We start from the raw sequence: 25,825 nt of genomic DNA, 5'->3' as shown, positions 1-25,825 counted from the left end.
TTTGCTTAAAATCAATTTATTTAAAACCGATTGTTGTGCTTTTCTGGCAACAATCGGTTTTTTATGTATAAGCTGTTAACAAAATCATTTTATAAACCTGTAATAAATTGTATTTTTACCCTTCAAAAATCATAAAGACTTAATGGGTAAAATCATTGCTATTGCAAACCAAAAGGGAGGAGTGGGCAAAACCACTACCTCGGTAAACCTGGCCGCTTCGCTTGGAGTACTTGAAAAGAAAGTATTGTTAATAGATGCAGACCCACAGGCCAACGCCACTTCCGGACTCGGAATTGACGTGGAAGAGGTTGAATTAGGTACTTACCAGCTTTTTGAAGACTCAATAGCTGCAGAGGAATGCATTCAAAAGACCAGCTCCCCAAATCTTGATATTATTCCTGCTCATATAGATCTTGTAGCAATAGAAATTGAGTTGGTAGATCAGGATGCCAGGGAATCTATGCTGAAAAAGGCTATTACCCCGCTAAAAGAGCTTTATGATTTTATTTTAATTGACTGTGCCCCTTCCCTTGGTTTATTAACTTTAAATGCTTTGACGGCTTCAGATTCGGTGGTTATTCCAATACAGTGTGAATATTTTGCGCTGGAAGGTTTAGGGAAATTATTAAATACCATTAAAAGCGTTCAGAAAATTCATAATAATAAACTGGATATTGAAGGTTTATTGCTTACTATGTATGATTCTCGCTTAAGGTTGTCTAACCAGGTGGTAGAAGAAGTGCAGAAGCATTTTGGCGAGATGGTTTTTGATACAATCATTCAAAGAAATGTGCGTTTAAGTGAAGCTCCAAGTTATGGGGAAAGCATTATTAACTATGATGCGGGCAGTAAAGGAGCCAGCAATTATTTGAGCCTGGCACATGAAATTATAAAGAAAAACTCGTAGAAGATGGCGAAGGCGACCAAAAAACAAGCATTAGGACGTGGACTTTCAGCTTTATTGAAAGATCCGCAAAATGATATACAATCTGCTGAAGATAAAAATGCCGACAAACTGGTTGGACATATTGTAGAATTGGATTTAGATTCTGTAGAAGTAAATCCGTTTCAGCCAAGAACCAGTTTTAATGAAGACAACCTGAAAGAACTCGCGTCTTCAATAAGAGAATTAGGTGTAATTCAACCAATTACCGTAAGAAAACTAGATTTTGATAAATACCAGCTGGTTTCGGGAGAACGCCGTTATCGCGCTTCAAAATTGGTAGGTTTAGAAACAATTCCTGCATATATAAGGATTGCCAACGACCAGGAATCATTAGAAATGGCTTTGGTTGAAAACATTCAACGCCAGGATCTGGATCCTATTGAGATTTCGCTTTCTTACCAGCGTTTAATAGATGAAATAAACCTAACCCAGGAACAATTAAGTGAACGCATTGGTAAAAACCGCTCTACTATAGCCAACTACTTACGTCTTTTAAAACTCGATCCAATTATTCAAACAGGAATGAGAGATGGTTTTATGAGTATGGGGCACGGCCGCGCACTTATAAATGTTAGCGATCCGCAAAAACAACTGGAGATTTACGAAAAAATACTTCAAAAATCTTTATCGGTTAGGGAAACCGAACAACTGGTGCGTGAAGTAAACGAAGGTTCAAAAGCTTCAAAAACTTCCAAGAAAACGGCTGCAGTTCCTACTTCTTACAAAAAAGGAATTAAAGAATTTTCAGAATATCTCGGGACAAAAGTTGATGTAAAGGTCACTAAAAAAGGTTCAGGAAAACTTAGTATTCCATTTTCTTCCGAAGAAGATTTTATTAGACTAAAAAAACTTATCCAGGGTGAAGACTAATTGGGTTCTATCATTTCTTTTTTTTCTGTTGTTCGTTTTCAAACTTACGGCCCAGGAAGATTCTTTAAGGCTTGAAACCCCTGAAGTAATAGATACAATTTCAGAAGAAAAAGATTATAAACCTTATAATGCGCTGGCACCCGCGAAAGCTGCATTTTACTCGGCTATACTACCCGGTTTGGGGCAGGCATACAACGGTAAATACTGGAAAATTCCGTTGGTTTACGCCGGAATTGGTACCGGAGTTTATTTTTATATAAATAACAATAAAGAATGGAACCGCTATAGAGATGCTTATAAAAATCGGCTTGCTGGTAGAAAAGATGAATTTACTGTAGATGGAGACGAAAGAATATCTGACGACGGACTAATAAGAGCACAGGAATTTTACCGTAGAAATAAAGAAATCTCGATACTGGTAATTGCAGGGTTTTACGTATTAAATATTATTGACGCCAATGTAAACGCACACCTACAGCAATTTAATGTTAGTGAAGACCTTAGTTTAAAACCCAATATGGAGTTTGACAATTTTACGGGCAAGTCTAAGTATGGCTTTTCCTTAAATTATAGCTTTTAAAGATAAAAATAGATAGCATAGCTATATTAGTTATCCTTTCAATTAGAATTATAAGTAGATTAAAAAAATTAGAGATGAAACTAGCACTTTTAGGATACGGAAGAATGGGGAAAACAATCGAGGAGATTGCAGTAAACCATGGTCACGAAATTGTTTTAAAGCTTGAAGAAGATATTGATACCTTCGAGCTGGATAAAATGGAAATTGATGTTGCTATAGATTTTAGTGTTCCCAAAGCAGCTTTTAAAAATATTACCACCTGTTTTAAAAACAATATCCCGGTAGTTTGTGGAACTACAGGCTGGCTTGATGATTATGAAAAGGCAGTAGAGATCTGCAAAAAAGAAGATTCTGCATTTATCTATGCTTCAAATTTTAGTGTGGGCGTTAATCTTTTCTTTGAACTGAACAGGAAACTGGCGAAGATGATGAACGGCATGAGTGATTATGACGTGGAAATTGAAGAAATTCACCATACACAAAAACAGGATGCGCCCAGCGGAACCGCTATAAGCCTGGCCCAGCAAGTAATTGCTGAAAACGATAAAAAGAACAACTGGCAACTGGATCATGCTGAAGAAGATGAGATTCCGGTAAAAGCCAAAAGAATTGAAAACGTTCCCGGCACCCACACCGTTTCTTACATATCTAAAATAGATACGATAGAAATTATGCATACTGCCAAATCCAGGGAGGGTTTTGCCCTTGGTGCTGTTATTGCCGCCGAATGGATCAAAGATAAAAAAGGCGTTTTCACCATGAAAGACGTACTTTCTGACCAAATTAAATAAAATTGAAGGTCAACAGACAGTAAGTTGGCAAAAACAATAATCCTGAGGTAATGAGGCATTTTATCTCACTTAGTAAGTAACAAATTCTAAGTATTGTTACTAATAAAGCAAAGACTAAAAATATGACATTTACAGAATGGTTTCTCTTTTTCCTGCTGGTTCAGGTTATTCACTTTGCAGGTACCTGGAAACTATATAAAAAAGCAGGCAGGCAAGCCTGGGAAGCCGCAATTCCGGTTTATAATGCTGTAATTTTAATGAAGATCATAAACCGACCGTGGTGGTGGGTAATCCTTCTTTTTATCCCCATTGTAAACCTGATCATGTTCCCGGTAATTTGGGTGGAAACCATTAGGAGTTTTGGGCGCCATAGTACTACAGATACGCTTTTAGCTATTTTTACACTCGGTTTTTATATTTACTATATAAACTACGCTACCGATGTAAAATATATTGAAGACAGAAGCTTAAAACCCAGAACAGCTGCAGGAGAATGGATAAGCTCGATACTTTTTGCAGTAATAGCGGCTACGATTGTGCATACTTATGTAATACAACCCTTTACCATACCCACTTCTTCCTTAGAGAAAACCTTACTGGTAGGAGACTTTTTGTTTGTGAGTAAATTTCATTATGGTGCAAGATTACCCAGAACCGCAGTAGCTTTTCCAATGGTTCATGATACAATCCCGGTTTTAGGAATAAAATCTTACTTAACCGAACCTCAAATTCCTTATCTAAGATTACCCGGTTTCGAAGAGATCGAACGCAATGATATTGTAGTATTTAACTGGCCCGTAGATACTGTAAACGCTTTTCAGCAATATGGCGATGGGAAATACTATTACAAACCTATCGACAAAAAATCTAATTACGTAAAACGTGCTGTTGGACTTCCGGGAGATTCACTTCAGGTAAGTGAAGGAAAGGTAATTGTAAACAACGAACCTCTTCAACTTCCCGGCCGGGCAAGACCACAGTTTACCTATTATGGTACCACGAATGGGCAGGGCTTTAACCCGAGATATTTATATGAGGAATATGATATTACTGATGGTTATTATCACGATCCCAATACCAATCAATTCTATATAAAAGCTTTAACCGAAGCTGCGTATAATAGAATTAAAAATCACCCAAACGTTACCAGCATCCAAAGATATTCTGATTCTTTAGGGTCTAAAAACCGAAGTATTTTTCCTAACGATGGAAAATTAAGTTGGAATAATGATCATATGGGACCAATTTATATCCCAAAAGAGGGCGTAACTGTAGATCTTACTTCTAAATCGATGCCATTCTATAAGAGAATTATAGAAACTTATGAAGGTAGCGAAATGGGCATAAATAATAAATTAAGCCTTAACGGCACTCAGGTTTTATTAAACGGTCAACCTGTAAATTCCTATACCTTTAAGCAGAATTATTACTGGATGATGGGAGATAACCGCCATAACAGCGAAGACAGCCGAACCTGGGGCTTTGTTCCCGAAAATCACGTGGTAGGTAAACCTGTTTTTGTATGGATGAGTTGGGACGCTAATGCCCAGGGGTTCTTTAATAAAATTAGGTGGGATCGCGTTTTTACAACGGTAAAAGGAGACGCTCCACCTACCTCCTACTTGCCTTATTTCCTAATTATAGTCGTTATTATTATTGCCTTCAATTACTTTAAAAAACGCAGGAAAAACGCTTAAATGGAAGAGATCCTAATACATCCGGCCTATTTTGGGCCGGTTTCTCAATTTGTTGCGCTGGTAAAGGCAGATAAAGTTCATTTTGAAAATGAAGATAATTACCAGAAACAAACCTATAGAAACCGGATGTATATCTATGATTCTAATGGAAAATTGCTACTTAATATTCCCATTAAGCATCGCTCGGCATTAACGGGTGAGCCTAAAAAAGCAGGAAAGCACCAACTTTATAAAGAGGTGCAAATTGAAAATGACTTTGAATGGCAAAAGCAACATTGGCGTGCCTTAAAAGCCTCTTACCAGACTTCCCCTTTTTTCGAGTTTTATGAAGACGAAATTTACCCTCTTTATCATAAGAAATTCGGTTACCTATTAGACTTTAATTATGCTTGTTTGGAGTTTGTAACCGAAACGCTTCAGTTGGACCTGGACTTCAATAAAACTTCAGAATACATTCTTAACCCTGAAGATAAAAAAGACTTAAGACCTCTTATTAATGCAAAAGGAAAGCTCAACTTTCAGCATCAAGAGTATAGGCAGGTTTTTCAGGATAAACTCGGTTTTCTACCGAATTTAAGCATCTTAGACCTCATTTTTAATGAAGGCCCAAATAGTTTAAATTTTCTGGAAGCACAGGAATTTAAATTTTAAACCGGGTCATAACTGGATAATGATCTGAGAATTCATTTTTAAAGCGCTCAAAGGCGTTAATCTGTATGCCGGCATCAAAGAGCATAAAATCTATTCGTAACGGGAAATAATTCAGTTTAAAGGTTTGTCCGAAACCTTCTCCAGATTCCAGGAAAGCATCTTTAAATCTTTCATCATTTATAAATTCATAAATATAGGAAAAGGCGGTATTATTAAAATCTCCGGCAATAATGGTTTTACGTGAAGATTCTCCCACTTTTTTCATCATCATCTCAGCTTGTTCCTGTTGCATTCCAAAACCCTGTCCTATTCTGCCCAGTAACTTTTTAGAATCTTCCTTTCGTAAATTATCAATTTCAGGCTTTACATTTAAAGATTGAAAGTGAACATTAAAAACACGCAGCGTATCTGTTTTTACCACTATATCGGTATAAATAGCATTGTTATTTCCGTCATGGGGAAAATCAACAGAATACTGTTCTACAATAGGAAATTTGGAAAATATGGCCGAACCAAATTCTGAATTCCTGCCTTTTCTATGCACAAAATGATACGGATAGATCTCCTTTAAATTGGTTTCATCTACCGTATGCTCCTGGGTAAGTAAAATATCGGGATCCTTTTCCTTTATAAAATCTGTGATCCGTTCAGGAATATTTTCTTCATCAGTCCAATCATAAGTATTAAACATACGCACATTATAGCTCATAATGCTCACCTCTTCTTCAGAAGTTTGGGTGTTGGAGCTAAACTGGTAAAGACTGGATACATAATTATATCCAATAAGCAATACAATAAAAGACAACAAGAATTGCCTTTTTAATCTTATAATCCAGTAAACCATAAAGCCTAGGTTTACAAGGATTAAAATAGGAACTCCAAGGCTTAATACCGATAATAAAGGAAAGGATTTTGGAGGAATATAGGCTAGTAAATACGATAGTAATAATGCGGTACCTAAAAGGGAATTAAAGATAAAAATGATCTTATCTATAAGGCCAAGCTTTTTCATTTAATCTTCTTTACCGGCTTTAAATAAAAAATCTTTCTCGCTTTTACTCAAGCTATCGTAGCCACTTTTACTTATTTTATCTAAAATAGCATCAATTTCTTTCTGCTTTTCATCTTTATCTAATTTTCGGGAAGAAAAAGGTTTACGCTGTTGGGTAGCCGATTTTTTATTTGTGTTTTTTCGGTATACAGTTTTCATTTTGGCCTTGCGTTCGGTGGTTTTGAATAAAGACGCGAAACTATCCATTATTTTTTCAAACCAGGAACCAATATCATTACCTTTTTGCAATTGTTTGGTGTAAACATAACCCAAAGCTGCACCACCAAGGTGTGCCAGGTGACCGCCGGCATTACTCATTGGAATTTGAATGATATCTAGTGCCACCAAAAAAGCAGCAATGTACCAGAATTTAATACTTCCTATTAAAAGCAGCTTTACCCGCATATTAGGAATATAAGTAGCTATTCCCACCAAAACCGCCATAACCCCGGCCGATGCTCCTATTAAATAAGAACGGCCCATAGATTGGAACGCAGGGAATAAATTATAGCTTAACATATAAACTAGCGCGCCCATAATTACCCCTAAAAAGAAATAATTAAGTAATCTTTTGGGTGAAAAATAATTCAGAAAATAAATACCTGAGAAATATAAGATCAGCATATTTGAAAGGATATGCCAAATTCCACCGTGTAAAAAGGAATACGTGATTATAGACCAGGGCTTAAAAATAAACTCTCCCGGTTCCTTCGGAAAAACAAACCACTCCAGTAAAAAATCTGATGGCAACTGAAATAAATAAGCTATAGTTCTAAATAAAAAGAACAGGAAGAAAACCAATACGTTAATAGCAATCAGCTTTTCAACTACCGTAGCGGTTTGCAGTTTATATCTTATTTTATCAGATCCTTTCATCAATCCCAGCGGTTTTGGTTAAACTGGTTTTTCTTCCAGTACCACATCATTATAAAGCCAAACAAAGCACCTCCAACATGGGCAAAGTGTGCTACGCCACCTCCAAATAACGAATATCCTGTAAATCCTGAAAATAAATCTATTAAAATAAGCACAGGAATAAAGTATTTCGCCTTGATAGGTACCGGTACAAATAACAGGAATAATTCAACATTAGGAAACATCATTCCAAAAGCTACAAGAATACCGTAAATAGCCCCGGAAGCTCCAACAGCCGGTGTATTTACACTCTGATAAAGACTTTGTAGGGTTTCCTTAGGTACAGAATCCAGAATAGCGGTAGAGTATTCTCCTGTTTTAAGCAGTTGCTCTACACTCCCCATGCTCATTCCTGCATCTAACAATGCATTATAACCGGTTTTAAATTCTATATAATTTACCAGGGTATGTAGAAATGCGGCTCCAAGCCCTGCCGAAAAATAAAAGAAGATAAATTTCTTTTGTCCAAGCATTTGTTCAATGGGACCACCAAAAGCCCACAAGGCATACATATTAAAGATAATATGCATCAAGCTGCCGTGCATAAACATATGGCTAATAAATTGCCACGGCATAAAATTTTCGTTCTCAAAGAACCAAAGAGCAAATAATTGGTATGCATAATCGCCCAGAAACTGGCTACCAACAAAAAAAATGATATTGATGATTAAAAGTACTTTTACAGTATCGGTAATTCTTCCCATTTACATAAATTTTTTATCCAGCTCGTCTACCGTTAAAGTAACGAAAACCGATCTGTTAGACGGGCTTAGCCCAGGTTCTTTACAAGCAAACAACCTGTTAACAATATGCTGCTGCTCAGTATTGTTTAAAAGTGTTCCAGATTTTACCGCCATTCCCTTTGCGAGCGACTTTGCCAGTAGATCGGTTTGAGAAAAACCATTATCGGGCACATCGTTTTCAAAATCGGCAATAAGCTGTTCCAATAAGATTTCTACTTCACTTTCTGAAATTAAAGTAGGAATTCCAACAATTTCTACCGAATCACTTTTTACTTCGGAAAATACAAATCCGGTTTGTTCCAGTGAATCCTTTAATTGTTTTAATATCTCTATTTCGTGCGTGTTAAACTGAAGATTTAACGGAAACAACAACTGTTGGCTCACTGCTGCCGATACGGTAATATTTTTCAGCATTTCTTCATATAAAATTCGGGTATGTGCACGGTGCTGATCTATCACTAAAATCCCGCTCTTCAGCGTACTTACAATATATTTTTTATGAAGCTGAAAGGTAGATTTTTCCTCTTTATCCTCCGAAGGCTGGAATAAATTTCCTGTTACTTCCTCGCTTTCAAACTCTATTTCTCTAAAATCTGAATCAAGCTTAGGCGTATCTTCGGTTTGTAATCCGGCATATAAGCTCTCCCAACTTTCTCCGCGCTCTTTTTTAAAGTTTGAAGAAAAAGAATTTGAACCTGTTTTATGAGTTCGGGCATTTTCTTCCTGGAATGGATTAAAATTACGATCTACTTCTACCTGAGGTACTTCAGCAGATCTATTTTTATAATCGTAAGGCGTGTCCAGGTTTGCATCGCGATCAAAATCCAGGACCGGAGCTACATTAAACTGACCTAAACTATGTTTTATAGCGCTTCTTAAAATCGCATAAAGCGCATGTTCATCATCAAACTTAATTTCAGTTTTAGTAGGATGAATATTGATATCTATACTTTTTGGATCAACTTTTAAGAAAAGGAAATAACTGGGATAAGATTTATCTTTTAATAAACCTTCAAAAGCAGCTACTACCGCGTGATTTAAATAAGGACTTTTTATAAATCGATTATTTACAAAAAAGAACTGTTCTCCCCGCGATTTCTTTGCAAACTCTGGTTTCCCAACAAATCCCGAAATTTCAACAATCTCGGTTTCCTCGGTTACCGGCACCAGTTTTTCGTTGGTTTTTCCACCAAAAATATTAGTAATTCGTTGCCTGTGATTAGTTTCCGGGAGCTGAAAAAGCTCACTTCCGTTATGAAATAATGAAAAAGCGATTTGTGGATGTGCTAAAGCCACCCTTTGGAATTCATCTATAATATGCCGGGTTTCTACCGCATCTGATTTCAAAAAATTCCTTCTTGCAGGAATATTATAAAACAGATTTTTTACACTTACCGAAGTTCCTTTAGGACAAACACAAACATCCTGATTGGCAACTTTACTGCCTTCAACTTTAATTTGTGTTCCAACTTCATCATCTTCCGGTTTGGTCTTCAACTCTACGTGGGCAATTGCAGCAATAGAAGCCAATGCTTCTCCCCTAAAGCCTTTGGTTTGTAAACTAAAAAGATCTTCAGCAGCTTTAATTTTTGAAGTAGCGTGGCGTTCAAAACACATCCTGGCATCGGTAAGGCTCATTCCTTTACCATCATCAACCACCTGAATAAGCGTTTTTCCGGCATCTTTTATTACCACCTGGATATTCCCAGAACCTGCATCAATAGCATTTTCCACGAGTTCCTTTACCACCGAAGCCGGCCTTTGCACCACTTCCCCGGCAGCAATCTGATTCGCCACATGGTCTGGTAAAAGTTGAATTATATCTGTCATTTAGGGTTGATTGGAAAAGATGGACAGATCAAAGTCTATTATCCATAGAAAAATGAGAACAAGCACCATTATAATTATAAGCAACCTTTTATTGATTTCCCGGTTACCGCGCGTTCTACTGGATTTACGTACTTCAGCCCATTGGGAGCCAAAATCTATAGCATTTGTGGTTTCTTTATATTTACTGAATTTTGAATCAAAACTATAAATATTACCCGTATCCTTCCCCTTATAATAACGAGGGGTGTAATTATACCGGGCATTCTTTCTTGGTTTATGAATTTTGATCTTCAAAATATGTTGATTTTCAGTGGTAGTTCAAATTTACTCAAATTGCTTCAAAAAACCGAAGCCAAAGAGCTTAAAAAGAAATCAACAAGAATAATGCCGATAAAGCGCCTGGCTTAATATTTAGCGTCCCTGCGTAGTTTCGCCATTTTAATAGCCGCAATGGCAGCTTCAGTACCTTTATTACCGTGCGCGCCACCACTTCTGTCTCTGGCTTGTTGCATATTGTGATCTGTTAATACGCAAAAAATAATTGGAGTATCATTTTTCACATTAAGATCTTTTATACCCTGTGTAACTCCCTCGCAAACAAAATCAAAATGTTTAGTTTCTCCCTCTATTACGCTACCAATAGCGATAATAGCATCTAGCATATCAAAACTTTCCTGCATTTTTTTGCAGCCGTAAATAAGCTCAAAACTGCCGGGAACATTCCAACGTGCAATTTTATTAGGCTCTACATTATTTTCTATAAGTGCATTGTAAGCGCCATTATAGAGTCCTTCGGTAATTTCATCGTTCCATTCTGAAACAACAATCCCGATGCGAAAATCACTCGCATCGGGAATTTGGTCTTTATCGTAATCAGAAAGGTTATTTCCTGCTGTAGCCATAAATTATTGTTTTGCAGCACGAGCCTGCCCCATATAGACCGGTACCTGCTCAGCTTCAGGAGCTTCAGGGTACTCGTCTTTTATCTGCTGAAGGTGTTCTTCAGCATCAGCGGGTTGCCCAACTTCCAAAGCGGTAATTGCTGCTTTTAGTAAAAATTTTGGTGTTGTAAATTCATTAGATCTCATAGAAGCTGCTTTTTCGTAATATCCTAAAGCTTCTTCCGGTTGTTCTAACTGCATAAATGCGTCTCCAATTCCTCCGGTAGCTAAAGCTGCCAGAACTTCATCATCACTATTAAAATCTTCAAGATAATTGATGGCTTCCTGGTAATTCCCGGTATTCAAATAAGCGAAACCGGCATTATAGGTTGCAAGGTTTGCTGCATCTGTACTTCCGTAGTTATCTATAATATCGATAAAACCATATTTACCTTCACCACCATTTAAAGACATCGTGAAAAGTGAATCGCGCTCAGCTCCAGAAGCGTTTAAAGCAGATGCAAAATAGTTTTGCGCCTGTGCCATTTCGTTGGCTGCTTCTTCTTGTTTTGGCTCACTTACAAAACGTTCGTAACCAAGGTAACCCAAAACGGCTACGATTGCTACTCCAACAATGATATAAATATACTTTTGATTTTCTGCTACCCAGGTTTCGGTCCTGCCAGCTCCTTCGTCAAGAGTGTTAAATACTTCAGCAGTTGTAGATTCGTCTTCTACCTGTTTTTGCTGTTCTTCCTTGTTAGATGGTTTATATCCTTTTTTCTTGTAAGTTGCCATAAAAACTGTTTAATGCGTGGCAAAAATATGATTTTTATTCAAAATTAAAAGGGAAATTATTTGTATTTTTTTAATATTTTCGGGTCATTCGCTTTACTTTCAGAATTCTATTATATAAATAGCAAAAAGCTGAATAACAGCATTGTATGTTTTTAAAACACCTTTCTTTAGTTAATTATAAAAACCTGGATTCAGCTTCTTTCGAGTTTGACACGAAAATAAATTGTTTTGTAGGCAATAATGGCGTTGGCAAAACCAACGTTTTAGACAGTATTTATCATTTGGCTTTTGGAAAAAGTTATTTTAACCCAATAACCAGCCAAAACATTAATCACGATGCCGATTTTTTTGTTGTTGAAGGACAGTTTGAAAGATCACAAAAAGAAGAACAAATATTAGTAAGCGCTAAACGCGGACAAAAAAAGGTTATAAAGCGGAACAATAAGCCCTATGAAAAATTTAGTGAACATATTGGCTTTATTCCTACGGTAATTATCTCCCCGGCCGATCGTGACCTTATAATTGAAGGAAGCGAAACGCGCAGAAAGTTTATGGATGGCGTGATTTCCCAGAGCGATAATGTTTACCTCAACAAACTTATTCAGTACGGAAAGATAAATGCACAGCGTAATTCTTTGCTAAAATACTTTGCCGCGAACCATAGTTTTGACCGTGATACTTTAGAAGTTTACAACTTACAACTTAGTGAGCTCGGCCAATACATCTTCGAAAAACGAAAAACCTTTTTAGAGGAATTCATTCCTATTTTTAATAAGCGCTATGCTGATATTACCAAAAATGAAGAGCAGGTAGACATCAGTTATAAAAGTCAGCTGTTTGACAGTTCTTTAGAATCTTTACTTGAAGCAAACCTTCAAAAGGATATGGCCTTACAATATACAAGCGTTGGCACACATAAAGACGATCTAAGTTTTGAAATTGAAGGCCATCCTATCAAAAAATTTGGCTCCCAGGGACAACAAAAATCTTTTTTAGTTGCTTTAAAATTGGCGCAATTCGATTTTATAAAAGCTATAAGCAAAGTAAATCCCATTTTACTCCTCGATGATATTTTCGACAAATTAGACGAGCAACGTGTGGCACATATTGTAGCTTTGGTGGCCACAGATCAATTGGGTCAAATTTTTATTAGTGACACCCACGCAGACCGCACAGAAGCTGTGGTTAAAAGCAGTAATCAATCTTATAAACTCTTTAAATTGTGAATAAAAAAATTCTTTTTTTCCTCTTCGGAATCGTACTTTTAGGATGCCAAAAAAATAATCCGGAAGAACAGTTAGAACACCTTACCGGTTACTGGGAAATTGATCGCGTAGAGATCTCTGAAGATTCAGTAATTAATTATAAGGTAAATGCCACGGTAGATTATATGGAATTTGATGGTAACGAAGGCTTTCGTAAAAAAGTAAAACCACAATTTGATGGTAGTTTTAAAACAAGTGATAATAAAGAAGGAATTTCAGCACGCATAGAAAATGATAGTTTACGTCTTTATTATAAAACTCCTTTTGATGAGTGGAAAGAAACTGTAATTTCTGCTACAGAAAAGAAATTCAGCGTCCTAAATAGAGACGGAAAAATATATTATTACACCAAATTCACATCCTTACTAGATAATGAAGATGAAGAAGAGAAATAGTGAAAATCAAAGTTTAAGCGAAGTTTTAAAAGAGTTTGTTGATCATAATAAACTCCAGGGAGGCCTGGATAAAGTAAGCGTTAAAGATGTTTGGTACCGTGAAATGGGACCCGCAATTGAGAAGTATACTACTGCTATAAAACTGCAGAACGAAACTCTTTTTGTCCAGTTAAGTTCTTCTGTGCTAAGAGAAGAACTCAGCTATGGTAAAGGAAAAATAATAGCTATGCTGAACAGGGAATTAGGAAAAGACCTGATTAAAAAATTGGTTTTACGTTAATGCAGCATCGCTATTTTAAGATTTACAAACCCTACGGCTATTTAAGTCAGTTTATTACCAACGAGCGTCCAAGAAAAAAAAAGAAACTTTTGGGAGAATTAGGCAATTTCCCCGAAGAAACAATGTCGGTTGGTCGGCTAGACCAGGATTCTGAGGGTTTATTATTTCTTACTACTGATGGGAAAGCGAGTGCCGAAGTTACCGGGAATAAAATTGAGAAAGAATACTATGTTCAGGTAGATGGGCAAATCACCCAGGAAGCAATTGAAAAAATACAACTTGGCGTAGAGATAAGCATTAACGGTAAAAGCTATAAAACGCTACCCTGTGAAGCATTTATTTTAGATGAAAGACCAGAATTCCCAGAAAGAGCTAAAAAGATTCGAGACGAACGTCACGGTCCTACCAGTTGGATTTCGATTACATTGGTTGAAGGTAAATTCCGCCAGGTCAAAAAGATGACTGCCGCCGTTGGGTTCCCCACTTTAAGATTGGTGCGCGTAAGAATTGGCAATGAAAAATTGGACAAAATGAATGCCGGTGAAGTTATTGAACTATCTGCGTTTTCCTATTAAATGTAATTTTTCAATTCATTTTGAATTATTTCATATTAGCCCTACAAACCTTAACTTTGAAATCTCATAACAACCTATGCAAAACGCAGAATTAAGAACGGTTACAGTTACCAGGTATATTACTCCGCTTAGAGAAGGCGGCTCCTTACCTGCTCTCACCGAAGCCGATGACGATTTTAAATATGTACTTAAATTTAAAGGTGCAGGCCACGGTGTAAAAGCTCTTATTGCCGAATTACTAGGAAGCGAAATTGCCCGCGCATTAGGCTTTAAAGTGCCAGAACTCGTTTATGCTAATTTAGATGAAGCCTTTGGCAGAACTGAAGGCGATGAGGAAATTCAGGATCTTTTACAGGCTAGCCAGGGATTAAATCTTGCGCTGCATTTTCTCTCAGCAGCGATTAATTTTGATCCTGTGGTTACTGAAGTTGACGAGTTTGAAGCTTCAAAAATAGTCTGGCTTGATGCATTTATTACCAATGTAGATCGCACCTATAGAAATACCAATATGCTAATTTGGCATAAAGAATTATGGCTTATAGACCATGGTGCTTCCTTTTATTTTCACCATTCGTGGACCAACGTGGAAGAAAAAGCCAAAACGCCTTTCAGCTTTATTAAAGACCATGTCTTGCTGCCAAGAGCCAATAAGCTACAGGAAGCCGATGAATTTTGTAGAAAATTAATTACTCCCGAAAAAATAAAAAAAATTGTATCGCTAATTCCTTCTGAATGGTTACAATGGAAAGACACCGATGAAACTGAAGAGGAAATAAAAAAAGTTTATACTCAATTTTTAATTACACGGCTGAAGCATTCAGAAATTTTTATAAAAGAAGCAGAAAATGCAAGAAAAGCACTTATATGAATATGCTGTAATTAGGCTGGTGCCTAAAGTTGAACGTGAAGAATTCTTGAACGTGGGAATTATAGTATTCAGCAAACAGGGAAAATATTTAAAAGCTTTATTCCAGGTTGATGAAGAGCGGCTAAAGATTTTTTGCAAAGATCTGGACAAAGATGAAATTTGTTCCAACCTCGATTCTTTTAAGAAAATATGCGAAGGCAGTAAAAATGGTGGCCCTATCGCACAATTAGATTTACCATCGCGTTTTAGATGGCTTACTGCGGTGCGCAGTTCTATAATTCAAACTTCACGACCACACCCAGGAATGACCAATGATCTTGATAAAACTTTAAATAGGCTTTTTACAGAACTTGTTTTATAAAAAATAAAGTGCTCCTAAAGTGAGAACACCAATTGAACACCAATAAAAACAAGCGACAAAAATAAATTAGTTGATATTATACTTCGGAATTACTGAAGTTTCTTTAAAAACCAATCCAAAAAACTCAAAGGTTTCCCTTGCTTTTTTTGAAGCTTCTTTTATTTGAATTTCAGTAAAATCTTCAGCTTTTAATTCCTTTACAAATTTATTCCAGGATTTTACGCCATCCCGATCACCATTAAAGAAATGCGGCTGAGGAACTTCATTTAATGAGGGACAGTTTGGGAGTTCTTTAGAAATATACACTCCGCCAAGAGCAGAACCCAAAACCACGTAAGCTGCACCCAAAGCTTCCTCGTAAGAATTCACACTGAATTTTCCCTGAAACTCTTCTGAAATCGAATTATCCAAACCTAAAGCCTCAAGATCTTTTGCAAGTTTGTCACTTTTATCTGATTGGTAGGGAGGAATAAAGTTTGAAATTTCCGCCTCGGTAATTTTATAGGCTATATAATTTTGAAGCAGTAAAAGCTTATAATCTTCCAGGCTTATCTCGTGAGATATAATTTGACCGGCAAGATTTTCTTTTTCAAGATCTTCGTGAAGTTTTTTGGTAGAATCTCTAAGGTTATTCAGCATCTTCTACATTAAATTTATCAAGATTATTCCTTATTTTCCTAATATTCTCCCGCTGTTCTTTATCATCAGCCTTCATACTATCCAGGTAACTGTAAATTTGATGAACTGCTATTTTATTCTTTCTTATTCCCTCTCTCAGCTCGCCATGTTGCACCATATTATACACCACCTGTTTTAAGAGAGGCTCTAATTTTTCATCCAGATTATTCATGTGCTTTTTCAGAATAAATCCTGAAGCTCCGGAAAGAATTGTATCTGCAGCTAATTCGTCATCATCCAGGGCACCTGTGATAAAAATCAGTGGAATACTTTCATCTATAGATTTTACCAATTCCATAATGTCAAGCCCAGTACCGGAAGGCAGATTATAATCGGAAATTACTACATCTGGCAGAAAACTGGTAAATAAATTCTCAAAACCGGGTAGATCTTGCACTATTTTTATCTCAGGCATTTCTACAATCTTGGCTATCTGTCTTTTGATTAAAACCGCATCGGTTTCCTCATCTTCAACCAATATAATGCGTAATGGAGTTGTAATCATTCTTAAAAATTTATACAAAAATACTAAACTTGTTGATGCAAAGAACCAACTTCTGGTAAATTACAAACCCTTATTTATAAATGAAATAAAAATATACTGCTTATACCAAGTTCATTTTGAACCCAAATCTAGCCATTCTCTTTTTCTATAAGCATGATCAATATAAACAAACCAATACCAGAGCCATTAAAATCATTTTCAAGACCCAGGAACACATTTTAAAATTCTATTCTAATCCTTTTGGCTAAAGCAAATCACATTCTATTGGATATGGTATACCCGAATATAGTCTATCTCCATTACAGCGGGAAACAAAGTATCATCTACTCCATTATCTCCTATGTACTTACCACCTACAACCATATCTGCCAAAAGATAAAACGGCTTATCAAATGGCCAATTGTCATCATTGGGAGAAGATGGTCGGTTAAAAGTATAAATGATATTATCGGGATCATCAATATAGAATTTAATATATCGATCTGTCCACAAAATACCATAAGCATGAAATTCTTCTTCTACTGTTTCAAGGTTATGATTTGCACTTATTAGTGAACCATTAAGAGCGTTATTAGCGGCGCTATGAACGTTAATATTGAATTCGTTGGGCTTATGGCTAAAGTACTCCATTATATCGATTTCACCACATTGTGGCCATCCCACTGTAGCTTCGTTATCTCCAATTAGAACCAGTTTAGCCCAAATCCCATTTTTTTCCTGTTCCGGAAGTTTTGCGCTAATTTCAATCCGGCCATATTCAAAGGCATACTTGCTATTTATTCTGGCTGATGTGTATACGGCAGCTTTCTTTTTGGCCGTAATTTTCAATGTGCCCCCGCTTAAACTCACATTTTCTTTTCGGTAAACTTGTAATTGATCTGCAATATCAGGATTAGTCGTGTTTTTAGATTCAAAAACCCAAATATCGTCTAATACCGTTGTTTCATTAAATTCCTCATTCCATACCATAGTTGCGTTATTCCAATCAACATCACCATTCCCGGGAGGTTCCATGGTTATTTTGGTTCTTTCTAAAACAGGTTCAGAATCAGTGGAGTCGTCAGTAGAGCTACACCCAGTGAGAAATAAAGTAATAAGCGTAACTACCAAAATTCGATTAAAGTAAAATTTATTCATTTTCATGGCGGTGTTAACTTTTTATAATTAAGAAGAAAATTTTTCTCTTCTACTCTTTAAAGTTAATTAAAAGTGAGGGGATTCTTACTTAAATTTATCAAAAATAATTGACTTTCAGAGGAGTAACTCAGTTTTACGTCAATAAAGAATAGGTGATCATCAATTATTATTTTTGATCTGTGCCTGAAAATTGAATCTCTAAAAGGAAAGATCTCTTACCAGAAATAAGTTTAAAAATAGCTGGAAGAACTAAATTAAGTAGCGGAAAAAAGATATGAATCCCAGTTATATTTTATAAATAAAAGAAAAATGTACTGCCCTTACCAGGTTCACTTTCTATCCAAATTTTTCCATTATGTTTCTCTATAATCCTGGCTACTATAGACAAACCAACACCAGTTCCCTTAAAATCATTTTTAGAAACCCTGGAAAAAACATTAAAAATTTTATCCTGATCATTTTTGGCTATACCAATACCGTTATCTTTTATGTAGAAAACCTCCCTGTTATTTTCTGAAATACTCCCAATTTCAAGTTTTGGAGCTTTAGCTCGTTGGGAATATTTTAAAGCATTCCCCACTAAATTACTCCATAACTGAAAAACCATTCGGCGATCTCCAAAGGTTTCCGGTAAATTTTCTGCTATTACTACTTCTGTATCGGGGAAATTGGTCCTGATATTAAAACTGGATAAAAGCTCTTCCAACAATTTTTTATTGCTGAATTTTTCTTTTTCCAGTTCCCCACTAGTGATCTTTGAGAAGGAAAGAATATCATCTATAATCCCTTCCATTCTATTTGAAGCCTTTAAAATGGTATCTATAGTTTCGGATGCTTCTGCAGGTAAATCCCGGCTAAAATCCTCTTTTAAGATTTGTGCGAAACCATTTATTCCTCGTAAAGGACTGCGAAGATCATGCGAAATTCCGTAGCTAAATAGTTCGAGGTCTTTATTAGCTTCCTCCAGATTTTGATTCAACCTGCTAATTTCTTCTTTTTGCTTTGCCAGGAGAAACTGGTTTAAATTTTCCCGGAAAACTTTTGCTGTTTCAAGGTCATAATCCTGCCAACTATGCGATATCCCATCCAATTTTTCTGTCCATTTTTCAAAAGACTTTCTAGGGCTAAGGCGTTGTTTTTCTTCGTTGTATGAAACTTTGTTATTAGGATCACCACCCCAACTTACGGTTTCGGCTACTTCAGGCCTAAACCAAATAATAAAATTATCTTCGGCTCTTCCCAGTTTAAAACTTAAAATGCCTGAAGCCGATTTTTTATATTTTTCGGCTTTCGGATATTGATTTTTAAGATTTTTAGTATGAAAAATCACCTCATCTTTTTGGGCCAGGAAATCACGTATTTCCAGAACTTCAGCTTCCTTAGGTGTTTTACCAAAAGCCTTTATTTCGTTATCTAAGATAACTGCTCCTCCTTCACTTTCAATTAAAGAGGTAAAAGGAACTGAAGTTTTAGCAAGACCTTCAGCTAAAGAATCTTCAATTTTTAATTCCTCTACGATTCTTTGCCTTAATTCGGAATTTTCACTGATTTTCTTATTAAAAATCCCGGTTTGTATGGTGGAAATATTATTAGAAAAAACCTGTGTTAAGAACTTACAGGTTTCTCTTTGATAATAATTAATGAATTTAGCCGAATAATGATGACAGGCCACTAAACCCCATAAATTTCCGTTTACAATAATAGCCGCTGTTAGGGAAGCACCCACCTTCATATTTTGCAAATATTCAATATGAATGGGAGAAACGCCTCTTAATGCCGACCGGGAAAGATCTAAGGGTTTGTTAGTTACTGGGAATATTTCTGAAGCGATGGGAACGGGCTCATAATTTACATCTGAGATGATCCTAACCTTATGCTTTAAAAATAACTTCCTGGATTGTGAAGGAATATCACTTGCCGGATAATGTAAATCTAGCCAGCTTTCTAAATGTTCCTCTTTTTCTTCAGCAACTACTTCTCCATTCCATTCTTCATCAAAGCGGTATACCATCACGCGATCGTAATCGAAGATATCTTTCATCAACTTAGCTGCTCTATCGCATAGACTCGGGATACTTTCTGTAGTATCGAGGCCATTAATAATACTGGTTAATTGCTGCTGAAAATGAGTGGGATTCCAGGTTTTGCCCAGAATTTCGAAATCCAAAATAAGATTATCTCCAGACAAATGAGCCAACATCACAAAGCTGTTCTCATTAATCTTTAACTCTTCAGCTGTAAAACCTGATTCTTCAAAAATGGAGGTTTGAAGTCGCTTTACAGGAAGTTCGCCAATTAGTTTTTCCAGCGAAATACCTAGAAAATCTTGATGAGAAATTCCGAAGAACTTTAAAGTGTTTTCACTAGCTTGAGTTACTTGAAAAGTTTGAGGGTTCGCAGCTACAATCACCCCGTGAGCCTGGGCTTTTCCGATTATATGTATGGGTTCTTTATCACAATTTTGAACATCTACCTTTTCGGGGTACGAAAACTGTTCTTCACTCATATAGGTTTAAGCTTTTAATTTAAAATAAAAAGTACTTCCCACATCTACCTGGCTTTCTACCCAAATGGTGCCTTCGTGCAGTTGAACGATCTTTTCTACGTGTGCCAAACCAACCCCGGTTCCTTCGTTTGCATCGGTTTCTTTTACACGGTTAAAGATGGTAAAAATGTTCTTTTTATCTTCTTCTGAAATTCCATAGCCATTATCGGTTACAGAAAAAACCCAGTGAGCGCCTTCTCTATACGACGCTATACGAACGTCTGGATTTCTATCGCTTGGAGTATATTTAATAGCGTTACTAATGAGATTTTGGAAAAGCAGGCGCAATTCTACCTCGTGCCCCATGATCTTTGGCAATGAACCGGCATTTACCTTTGCATTGGTGTCCTTGATTCTTTTACCAAGATCGTATTTCACAACTTCTACTATTTCTTTAATGTTTACCAGGCTTTTGTCACCGTGACGCCCAATTCTGGAGTGTTCCAGCAAAGCTTTAATTTGCTCTGAAAGACGGGTTGATGCATCTTTTATATATTGAATATAATTTTTGCCCTTTTCATCTAGTTTCGTAGCATACATTTTCCCTAATACATCACTACCAAACTTAATGGTGGAAAGCGGCTCCTGGAGATCATGTGAACAAATGGACACAAATTGTTCCAGGTCCTTATTGGCGCGTTCCAGATCGTCGTGTTGCTGTTTTAATTGATTTTCGGCATTTTTTAAAGCTGAAATATCTACGCAAGTGTACCTTATGGTCATTACTCTACCATCTAAATCTTTCTCTGCCGTAGCATTTAAAATTACGGGAAGTATATCTCCTGCAGCAGTAAGCATATCCTGCTCCATATTCACTATAGCACCTGTATTCTTAAATTCTTTATTAGATTTTAAGGCTCTAAGCTGAGATTCCACATTATAAAGATCATAGACCGGTTTATCTATTAGGTCTTCTTTAGTTTCATAACCCAACTTTGTCACTGCCATTTCATTGCATTGTACAATAAGCTGTGTTTGTGGGTCTACACTAATATGAATTACAGGATCCTCTTCGTAGAAAGATTTGAAGCGTTTTTCACTGGCAATTAATTTTTCTTTAGATCGTTGCAATAAACCAACATCTATAAAAGTAACCACTACTCCACTTATCTCATCATTAGAATTTATATATGGCGAAATTCTTCTTAAATAATAAGAGTTATCCCTGGTCATCACTTGCTTTTCAAGGATCTTACCTGTTCTTAGTACCCGTTTACAACGTGTAATGAGGTTATTTTTCCCCATACTGGAAGTAAAATGCTCTATAGGACGACCTTCATCTGAATCGATTAAATTAAAATGTCTTTGAATTGCCGGGGTAAATTTTCTGATTTTTAAATCTGTATCAAGAAATATAACACCAATTTCAGTGCTTTCCAGCAAATTGTTCATATCGGCATTTAGCGCTGCCAGGTCTTCTACCTTCTGAAGATTCTCGGCATTTACCGTATTTATTTCTTCATTTACACTTTGTAGCTCTTCGTTGGTACTTTGTAATTCTTCATTAGAAGCCAGTAACTCTTCGTTTGCAGCCTGCAACTCCTCATTACTGGTTTCAATTTCTTCCATAGAAGTTTGCAGCTCTTCTTTGGTCTCTTTGAGTTCCTCTTCCAGATCTGCAACATATTCTTTGGTACGATTGGTTAATGTTAATTTATCAAGCGTATCAACATCCTCTAAATTAACCTCCTTTTCTATAAAGGTAATCACAAAACTTATGCTGTTATCCTCTATCTTCTGGTTATAAGGCTTTACAATAATATCTACCGAGCCCTGCTCATCGTTATGTTCAAAAGAAGCATCTTTATACCTAAGTTTTGCATTATTCTTTTTAGCCTTTTTCAAGGTGCTTTGAATAATATATCTTAGATCTGCTTCCAGCATATCAAGCAGGTTTATAGAAAATCCACTCACCGGTAAATTGGCATACTTTCGAAATTCACCAACCGCTTGCAAAATATTAAAATCTTTATCTACAAACACACTGGCTCCTCCAAAGGTCTCCAGTATAGTTTCATTAAGTTCTTCTGCAAGTTTATTTTTAATTGGGTTTGAAGACTTTCGATAGGATGGGCGTTTAATTTCGCGTCTGCTAGAGGGTAAATTATTTGATGTAGTTGATTGCGAGAGGTTTGAAATTAACCGCTTATCTGTATTTTCATTCCGGAAAATCTTTGCTGAACGATCTATAACTTTAAAATTATTTTTTTGAGAGGATACATTTTCACTGGTTCCTAAAACCAAAATACCGCCCACTTTTAAGGCATATTGCAAAAAGTTTAATGCTTTATTCTGAATTCCGGGTTGAAAATAGATTAAAAGATTTCTACAGGCCACCATATCCATATTGCTGAAAGGCGGATTTTTAATGATATTATGCCTGGAGAAAACCACCATTCGTCGCATTTTATCAACTACCTTATAGCCATCGGGTTTACTAATAAAGTATTTTAGTAATAATTCTGAATCGATATCGGCAACGATACTTTCAGGATAAAATGCTTCACTACCAATGTCTAAATGCTTTTGCGAAATATCTGTAGCAAAGATCTTTAAGTCAACACTTTTCTTCTGGCGTTCAATTTCTTCGTTGATAATCATCGCAAAAGAATAAGCTTCTTCACCGCTACTACAGGCAACATCCCATAGCTTTATTACCTCACCATCTTTTTTCTTTTCTACCAGTTTTGGAATTACTTCTTCCCTTAGTTTTTTCCAAACTTTTTCATCTCTAAAGAATTTAGTTACACCAATAAGGAATTCGCGATGAAGTATTTCTATTTCTTCTTCATTTTTAATTAAAAACTCATAATAGCCGGAAAGACTTTTACACTTACAAACATTTACCCTTCTGGCAATTCTACGGGCAAGCGTTGCGTGTTTGTATTCCCTGAAATCCAGACCTGTTTTTTCATCTACAAAGCGAAGAATTTTCATTAATTCGCTTTCGTTATAATTTAAATCTCCGTCTTTAAAATGAAAAACAGAAGGAGCATCTATAAAGTTTTTAAGCTCTTTGGCCATTTTAGAAACCGGCAACACATAATCTACCAAACCGGTATTTATTGCACTCTGCGGCATTCCATCAAATTTAGCTTCTTCGGGATCCTGCACCATAACCATTCCGTCCCGTTCCTTTATTGCTCTTACCCCTCTTGTACCATCGCTCCCGGTTCCGCTTAAGATTACTGCAATAGCTTTCTCCTTTTTCTGCTTAGAAAGCGATTCGAAAAACATATCTATTGGCAGGTTTAAGCTTTGGTCTTTTGGCTTTTCTACAAGATGAAGCCTACTATCCTCATAAGTTAGGTTATTGGCCGGTGGAATTAAATAAATATGACCTTGCTTTATTTTTTTTCCATCTTTAACCTCTCGAATAGGTAAATTCGTATTCTTCTTAAGAAGCTCCCCCATCATACTCTTATAGTCTGGAGAGAGATGTTGAATAACTACGTAAGCATTTTTATCGGTTTCGGGTATGCCTTCAAAAAAAGCCTTCAAGGCTTCCAAACCACCGGCACTTGCTCCTACAGCAATAATGCGGGGTTCATCAGTTTTAAGCTTATTTTCCAACTCCGATTTAGATGGGTAGTTATTTACTTTTGTCATTTAGAAATGATTAAGTCAGACTTATATAAAATTAAAAAAATGGAAAGATCAAAAATATAAGTTAAATGCCAGATTTATGAACTCATTTGCCATTTATAATAACAAAATATCAATAAAAGCCAGAAAAAACAGCTTATACAATTCCTAAAATTTAATTTTTAGCCATTAAAATTAACAATTTTTCTAAAAAAAGAGTGTTAAAAACTAAAGTTTAGAAAACTTTTAGAAGAAAAACTCCTTTTAAAACAACGACTCCTTAATCTCTTCTCATAAACTGATAAATATCATTTCTGCTACGGCAAGCTCGGCTTAAATTTACTGGTAATATAGCTATATGAAGTTTTTCTCCTCATATCAATCGGGTTTTAATTCCTTCTTTGTAGAGATAGGAGAAATGGGAAATTTTACCGGAAGATATTTTCGGGAACTATTTAGCCGACCCTTTGAATTCAGAGAATTTCTGAAACAATGTTACCAAATGGGAAATAAATCCCTGCTATTAGTAAGCGTAACCGGTTTTATTTTAGGTTTGGTTTTCACCCTTCAATCCAGGCCAACTTTAATGGAATTCGGCGCAGTTTCGTGGATGCCCTCTATGATAAGTATTTCTATAGTTCGTGAAATTGGGCCGGTAATAATCGCACTTATTTGTGCCGGAAGAATTGGTTCCAGCATAGGAGCCGAGTTAGGCTCTATGAAGGTTACCGAACAAATAGATGCTATGGAAGTTTCGGGTACGAATCCGTTTAAATTCCTGGTGGTTACCAGGATTCTTGCGGCAACCTGTATGCTTCCCATTTTAGTAATTATAGGTGATTTTGTGGCATTAATAGGATCGGCGATTATAGAAAATACAAAGGGCGATGTCTCTTTTTTACTTTATTTTAACCAGGTTTTTGAAGCCCTTGAGTTTACAGATTTATTACCTGCAACCATAAAGACCTTTTTCTTTGGTTTTGCTATTGGGCTTGTGGGATGTTTTAAAGGCTATAACAGTAAAAAAGGAACCGCCGGTGTAGGAAAAGCCTCTAACTCTGCAGTGGTTTTTACCTCTATGTTGCTGTTTGTATTAGATTTTATAGCTGTTTTTATAACCGATATTTTTTATAACTGAAAATGGAAAATAAAGCGGTAATAGAGATAAGTCATTTATATAAAAGCTTTGGGACGGTTGATGTTCTTAAGGATTTTAATCTGAACCTTTTCGAAGGTGAAAACCTGGTTTTAATGGGGAAATCTGGCTCAGGGAAATCGGTGATGATCAAATGCCTGGTAGGCCTTATGGAGGTTGATAAAGGCAGTATTAAAGTTTTAGGAAAAGACATCTCAAAATTAAAACAAAACGAACTGGATGAATTGCGAACCGATATAGGTTTTTTGTTTCAGGGCAGCGCTTTGTACGATTCTATGACGGTGCGGGAAAATTTAGAATTTCCGTTAAGAAGGCACAGTCATAATTCTGAAAAAAAAACTGAAGCACTTGTAAAAGAGGCTTTAGATAATGTAGGATTGCCAGACACTATAGATCTTATGCCCGCTGAGCTTTCTGGAGGAATGCAACGTCGAATTGCTTTGTCAAGAGCACTTATTTTAAAACCAAAGATTATTATTTATGACGAACCTACAACAGGATTAGACCCAATAACCGCTAAGGAGATCATTTTATTAATGATGAATATTCAGAAAAAGTATGCCACCTCATCGCTAATTATTACCCACGATGTTGACTGTGCCCGGGTAATTTCAAATAGAATGATCTTGCTATTAGACGGAAAGGATTATGCTGAGGGAAGTTTTAATGACCTCGCCAAATCTGATGACCCTAAAATTAAAGCCTTTTTTAAATAATATATT

At 36.2% G+C, this 25,825-nt stretch carries 26 protein-coding genes; 14 read left to right on the top strand and 12 right to left on the bottom strand.

Annotated features, from left to right (window positions below):
- Positions 1 to 142: 142 nt before the first annotated feature.
- The 6 genes from B5440_RS01120 (at position 143) to B5440_RS01095 (ending at position 5,535) form a co-directional block, all read left to right on the top strand.
- A complete protein-coding gene (locus B5440_RS01120) occupies positions 143 to 907 on the top strand; it encodes a ParA family protein (RefSeq protein ID WP_070052377.1) in 765 nt (254 codons plus the stop codon).
- 3 nt (positions 908 to 910) lie between these two features.
- Positions 911 to 1,816, top strand: a complete 906-nt coding sequence (locus B5440_RS01115; protein WP_057481724.1) for a ParB/RepB/Spo0J family partition protein — start codon at positions 911 to 913, stop codon at positions 1,814 to 1,816.
- Complete coding sequence (locus B5440_RS01110) at positions 1,806 to 2,396, top strand: DUF5683 domain-containing protein (protein ID WP_070052378.1); 591 nt, start codon at positions 1,806 to 1,808, stop codon at positions 2,394 to 2,396. Before B5440_RS01115 ends, B5440_RS01110 begins: the two co-directional genes overlap by 11 nt.
- 50 nt (positions 2,397 to 2,446) lie before the next feature.
- Positions 2,447 to 3,187: a 4-hydroxy-tetrahydrodipicolinate reductase gene (dapB, locus tag B5440_RS01105; RefSeq protein WP_262506374.1), complete on the top strand. Its 741-nt coding sequence runs from the start codon at positions 2,447 to 2,449 to the stop codon at positions 3,185 to 3,187.
- A gap of 122 nt (positions 3,188 to 3,309) precedes the next feature.
- Positions 3,310 to 4,884, top strand: coding sequence for a signal peptidase I (gene lepB, locus B5440_RS01100; RefSeq protein ID WP_070052382.1), 1,575 nt, complete (start codon positions 3,310 to 3,312; stop codon positions 4,882 to 4,884).
- Entirely contained in the window at positions 4,885 to 5,535 is a 651-nt protein-coding gene (locus B5440_RS01095) for a WbqC family protein (protein ID WP_070052384.1), read from the top strand.
- On the opposite strand, the gene B5440_RS01090 is transcribed toward B5440_RS01095, so the two are convergent.
- The 7 genes from B5440_RS01090 to B5440_RS01060 all read right to left on the bottom strand — a co-directional run bounded on the left by B5440_RS01090 (position 5,525) and on the right by B5440_RS01060 (position 11,753).
- On the bottom strand, positions 5,525 to 6,547 hold the full coding sequence (locus tag B5440_RS01090) for an endonuclease/exonuclease/phosphatase family protein (RefSeq protein WP_070052386.1): 1,023 nt from the start codon (positions 6,545 to 6,547) through the stop codon (positions 5,525 to 5,527). The two genes, B5440_RS01095 and B5440_RS01090, sit on opposite strands and share 11 nt — an antisense overlap.
- Positions 6,548 to 7,462: a rhomboid family intramembrane serine protease gene (locus B5440_RS01085; protein WP_070052388.1), complete on the bottom strand. Its 915-nt coding sequence runs from the start codon at positions 7,460 to 7,462 to the stop codon at positions 6,548 to 6,550.
- Positions 7,462 to 8,205: a rhomboid family intramembrane serine protease gene (locus tag B5440_RS01080; protein WP_070052392.1), complete on the bottom strand. Its 744-nt coding sequence runs from the start codon at positions 8,203 to 8,205 to the stop codon at positions 7,462 to 7,464. Before B5440_RS01080 ends, B5440_RS01085 begins: the two co-directional genes overlap by 1 nt.
- Entirely contained in the window at positions 8,206 to 10,074 is a 1,869-nt protein-coding gene (gene mutL, locus B5440_RS01075) for a DNA mismatch repair endonuclease MutL (RefSeq protein WP_070052394.1), read from the bottom strand.
- Positions 10,075 to 10,368, bottom strand: a complete 294-nt coding sequence (locus B5440_RS01070; protein ID WP_093302413.1) for a hypothetical protein — start codon at positions 10,366 to 10,368, stop codon at positions 10,075 to 10,077. It lies immediately after the preceding gene.
- A 110-nt stretch (positions 10,369 to 10,478) separates the two neighbouring features.
- Entirely contained in the window at positions 10,479 to 10,976 is a 498-nt protein-coding gene (gene ribH, locus B5440_RS01065) for a 6,7-dimethyl-8-ribityllumazine synthase (RefSeq protein ID WP_070052399.1), read from the bottom strand.
- A gap of 3 nt (positions 10,977 to 10,979) precedes the next feature.
- Positions 10,980 to 11,753: a tetratricopeptide repeat protein gene (locus B5440_RS01060; RefSeq protein WP_070052401.1), complete on the bottom strand. Its 774-nt coding sequence runs from the start codon at positions 11,751 to 11,753 to the stop codon at positions 10,980 to 10,982.
- A 146-nt stretch (positions 11,754 to 11,899) separates the two neighbouring features.
- Here B5440_RS01060 and recF point away from each other — a divergent pair, with 146 nt between their 5' ends.
- The 6 genes from recF (at position 11,900) to B5440_RS01030 (ending at position 15,497) form a co-directional block, all read left to right on the top strand.
- On the top strand, positions 11,900 to 12,979 hold the full coding sequence (recF, locus tag B5440_RS01055) for a DNA replication/repair protein RecF (RefSeq protein ID WP_070052402.1): 1,080 nt from the start codon (positions 11,900 to 11,902) through the stop codon (positions 12,977 to 12,979).
- Positions 12,976 to 13,413: a lipocalin family protein gene (locus B5440_RS01050; RefSeq protein ID WP_079711039.1), complete on the top strand. Its 438-nt coding sequence runs from the start codon at positions 12,976 to 12,978 to the stop codon at positions 13,411 to 13,413. The genes recF and B5440_RS01050 overlap by 4 nt, the downstream gene beginning before the upstream one ends.
- A complete protein-coding gene (locus tag B5440_RS01045; protein ID WP_057481703.1) occupies positions 13,397 to 13,693 on the top strand; it encodes a DciA family protein in 297 nt (98 codons plus the stop codon). Before B5440_RS01050 ends, B5440_RS01045 begins: the two co-directional genes overlap by 17 nt.
- Positions 13,693 to 14,268 carry a pseudouridine synthase gene (locus B5440_RS01040; protein WP_070052405.1) on the top strand — a complete coding sequence of 192 codons (576 nt, stop codon included), beginning with the start codon at positions 13,693 to 13,695 and terminating at the stop codon, positions 14,266 to 14,268. The genes B5440_RS01045 and B5440_RS01040 overlap by 1 nt, the downstream gene beginning before the upstream one ends.
- Positions 14,269 to 14,344: 76 nt before the next feature.
- Positions 14,345 to 15,136 carry a HipA family kinase gene (locus tag B5440_RS01035; protein ID WP_070052407.1) on the top strand — a complete coding sequence of 264 codons (792 nt, stop codon included), beginning with the start codon at positions 14,345 to 14,347 and terminating at the stop codon, positions 15,134 to 15,136.
- On the top strand, positions 15,114 to 15,497 hold the full coding sequence (locus tag B5440_RS01030) for a DUF3037 domain-containing protein (protein WP_070052409.1): 384 nt from the start codon (positions 15,114 to 15,116) through the stop codon (positions 15,495 to 15,497). Before B5440_RS01035 ends, B5440_RS01030 begins: the two co-directional genes overlap by 23 nt.
- A 66-nt stretch (positions 15,498 to 15,563) precedes the next feature.
- Here the strand turns inward: B5440_RS01030 and B5440_RS01025 are convergent, their stop codons facing one another.
- From B5440_RS01025 to B5440_RS01005, 5 genes are all read right to left on the bottom strand, one after another.
- Positions 15,564 to 16,136: a biliverdin-producing heme oxygenase gene (locus tag B5440_RS01025; protein ID WP_070052410.1), complete on the bottom strand. Its 573-nt coding sequence runs from the start codon at positions 16,134 to 16,136 to the stop codon at positions 15,564 to 15,566.
- Positions 16,126 to 16,680, bottom strand: coding sequence for a response regulator (locus B5440_RS01020; RefSeq protein WP_070052412.1), 555 nt, complete (start codon positions 16,678 to 16,680; stop codon positions 16,126 to 16,128). Before B5440_RS01020 ends, B5440_RS01025 begins: the two co-directional genes overlap by 11 nt.
- A 261-nt stretch (positions 16,681 to 16,941) precedes the next feature.
- Entirely contained in the window at positions 16,942 to 17,817 is an 876-nt protein-coding gene (locus tag B5440_RS01015; RefSeq protein ID WP_157823629.1) for a glycoside hydrolase family 16 protein, read from the bottom strand.
- Between the two features lie 292 nt (positions 17,818 to 18,109).
- Positions 18,110 to 20,323 (bottom strand): ATP-binding protein, encoded by a 2,214-nt coding sequence (locus B5440_RS01010; protein ID WP_070052415.1) that lies wholly within the window; start codon positions 20,321 to 20,323, stop codon positions 18,110 to 18,112.
- Between the two features lie 6 nt (positions 20,324 to 20,329).
- The gene (locus B5440_RS01005) at positions 20,330 to 23,971 is read right to left on the bottom strand and encodes a chemotaxis protein CheB (protein WP_070052416.1); all 3,642 of its coding nucleotides are present in this window, start codon (positions 23,969 to 23,971) and stop codon (positions 20,330 to 20,332) included.
- Between the two features lie 334 nt (positions 23,972 to 24,305).
- Here B5440_RS01005 and B5440_RS01000 point away from each other — a divergent pair, with 334 nt between their 5' ends.
- Positions 24,306 to 25,085: an MlaE family ABC transporter permease gene (locus tag B5440_RS01000; protein ID WP_070052417.1), complete on the top strand. Its 780-nt coding sequence runs from the start codon at positions 24,306 to 24,308 to the stop codon at positions 25,083 to 25,085.
- A 2-nt stretch (positions 25,086 to 25,087) separates the two neighbouring features.
- A complete protein-coding gene (locus B5440_RS00995) occupies positions 25,088 to 25,819 on the top strand; it encodes an ABC transporter ATP-binding protein (RefSeq protein ID WP_070052418.1) in 732 nt (243 codons plus the stop codon).
- Positions 25,820 to 25,825 lie beyond the last annotated feature (6 nt).

The sequence above is a fragment of the Salegentibacter salarius genome (assembly GCF_900168265.1).
GTDB classification, from domain to species: Bacteria; Bacteroidota; Bacteroidia; order Flavobacteriales; family Flavobacteriaceae; genus Salegentibacter; species Salegentibacter salarius.
This window is presented reverse-complemented; position numbering and strand designations above follow the sequence as displayed.

Coding starts and splice junctions, on each gene's coding strand:
- B5440_RS01120 (WP_070052377.1), top strand. CDS start 143: ATGGGTAAAATCATTGCTATTGCAAACCAAAAGGGAGGAGTGGGCAAA.
- B5440_RS01115 (WP_057481724.1), top strand. CDS start 911: ATGGCGAAGGCGACCAAAAAACAAGCATTAGGACGTGGACTTTCAGCT.
- lepB (WP_070052382.1), top strand. CDS start 3,310: ATGACATTTACAGAATGGTTTCTCTTTTTCCTGCTGGTTCAGGTTATT.
- B5440_RS01095 (WP_070052384.1), top strand. CDS start 4,885: ATGGAAGAGATCCTAATACATCCGGCCTATTTTGGGCCGGTTTCTCAA.
- B5440_RS01090 (WP_070052386.1), bottom strand. CDS start 6,547: ATGAAAAAGCTTGGCCTTATAGATAAGATCATTTTTATCTTTAATTCC.
- B5440_RS01085 (WP_070052388.1), bottom strand. CDS start 7,462: ATGAAAGGATCTGATAAAATAAGATATAAACTGCAAACCGCTACGGTA.
- B5440_RS01080 (WP_070052392.1), bottom strand. CDS start 8,205: ATGGGAAGAATTACCGATACTGTAAAAGTACTTTTAATCATCAATATC.
- mutL (WP_070052394.1), bottom strand. CDS start 10,074: ATGACAGATATAATTCAACTTTTACCAGACCATGTGGCGAATCAGATT.
- ribH (WP_070052399.1), bottom strand. CDS start 10,976: ATGGCTACAGCAGGAAATAACCTTTCTGATTACGATAAAGACCAAATT.
- B5440_RS01060 (WP_070052401.1), bottom strand. CDS start 11,753: ATGGCAACTTACAAGAAAAAAGGATATAAACCATCTAACAAGGAAGAA.
- recF (WP_070052402.1), top strand. CDS start 11,900: ATGTTTTTAAAACACCTTTCTTTAGTTAATTATAAAAACCTGGATTCA.
- B5440_RS01045 (WP_057481703.1), top strand. CDS start 13,397: ATGAAGAAGAGAAATAGTGAAAATCAAAGTTTAAGCGAAGTTTTAAAA.
- B5440_RS01040 (WP_070052405.1), top strand. CDS start 13,693: ATGCAGCATCGCTATTTTAAGATTTACAAACCCTACGGCTATTTAAGT.
- B5440_RS01035 (WP_070052407.1), top strand. CDS start 14,345: ATGCAAAACGCAGAATTAAGAACGGTTACAGTTACCAGGTATATTACT.
- B5440_RS01030 (WP_070052409.1), top strand. CDS start 15,114: ATGCAAGAAAAGCACTTATATGAATATGCTGTAATTAGGCTGGTGCCT.
- B5440_RS01025 (WP_070052410.1), bottom strand. CDS start 16,136: ATGCTGAATAACCTTAGAGATTCTACCAAAAAACTTCACGAAGATCTT.
- B5440_RS01020 (WP_070052412.1), bottom strand. CDS start 16,680: ATGATTACAACTCCATTACGCATTATATTGGTTGAAGATGAGGAAACC.
- B5440_RS01015 (WP_157823629.1), bottom strand. CDS start 17,817: ATGAATAAATTTTACTTTAATCGAATTTTGGTAGTTACGCTTATTACT.
- B5440_RS01010 (WP_070052415.1), bottom strand. CDS start 20,323: ATGAGTGAAGAACAGTTTTCGTACCCCGAAAAGGTAGATGTTCAAAAT.
- B5440_RS01005 (WP_070052416.1), bottom strand. CDS start 23,971: ATGACAAAAGTAAATAACTACCCATCTAAATCGGAGTTGGAAAATAAG.
- B5440_RS01000 (WP_070052417.1), top strand. CDS start 24,306: ATGAAGTTTTTCTCCTCATATCAATCGGGTTTTAATTCCTTCTTTGTA.
- B5440_RS00995 (WP_070052418.1), top strand. CDS start 25,088: ATGGAAAATAAAGCGGTAATAGAGATAAGTCATTTATATAAAAGCTTT.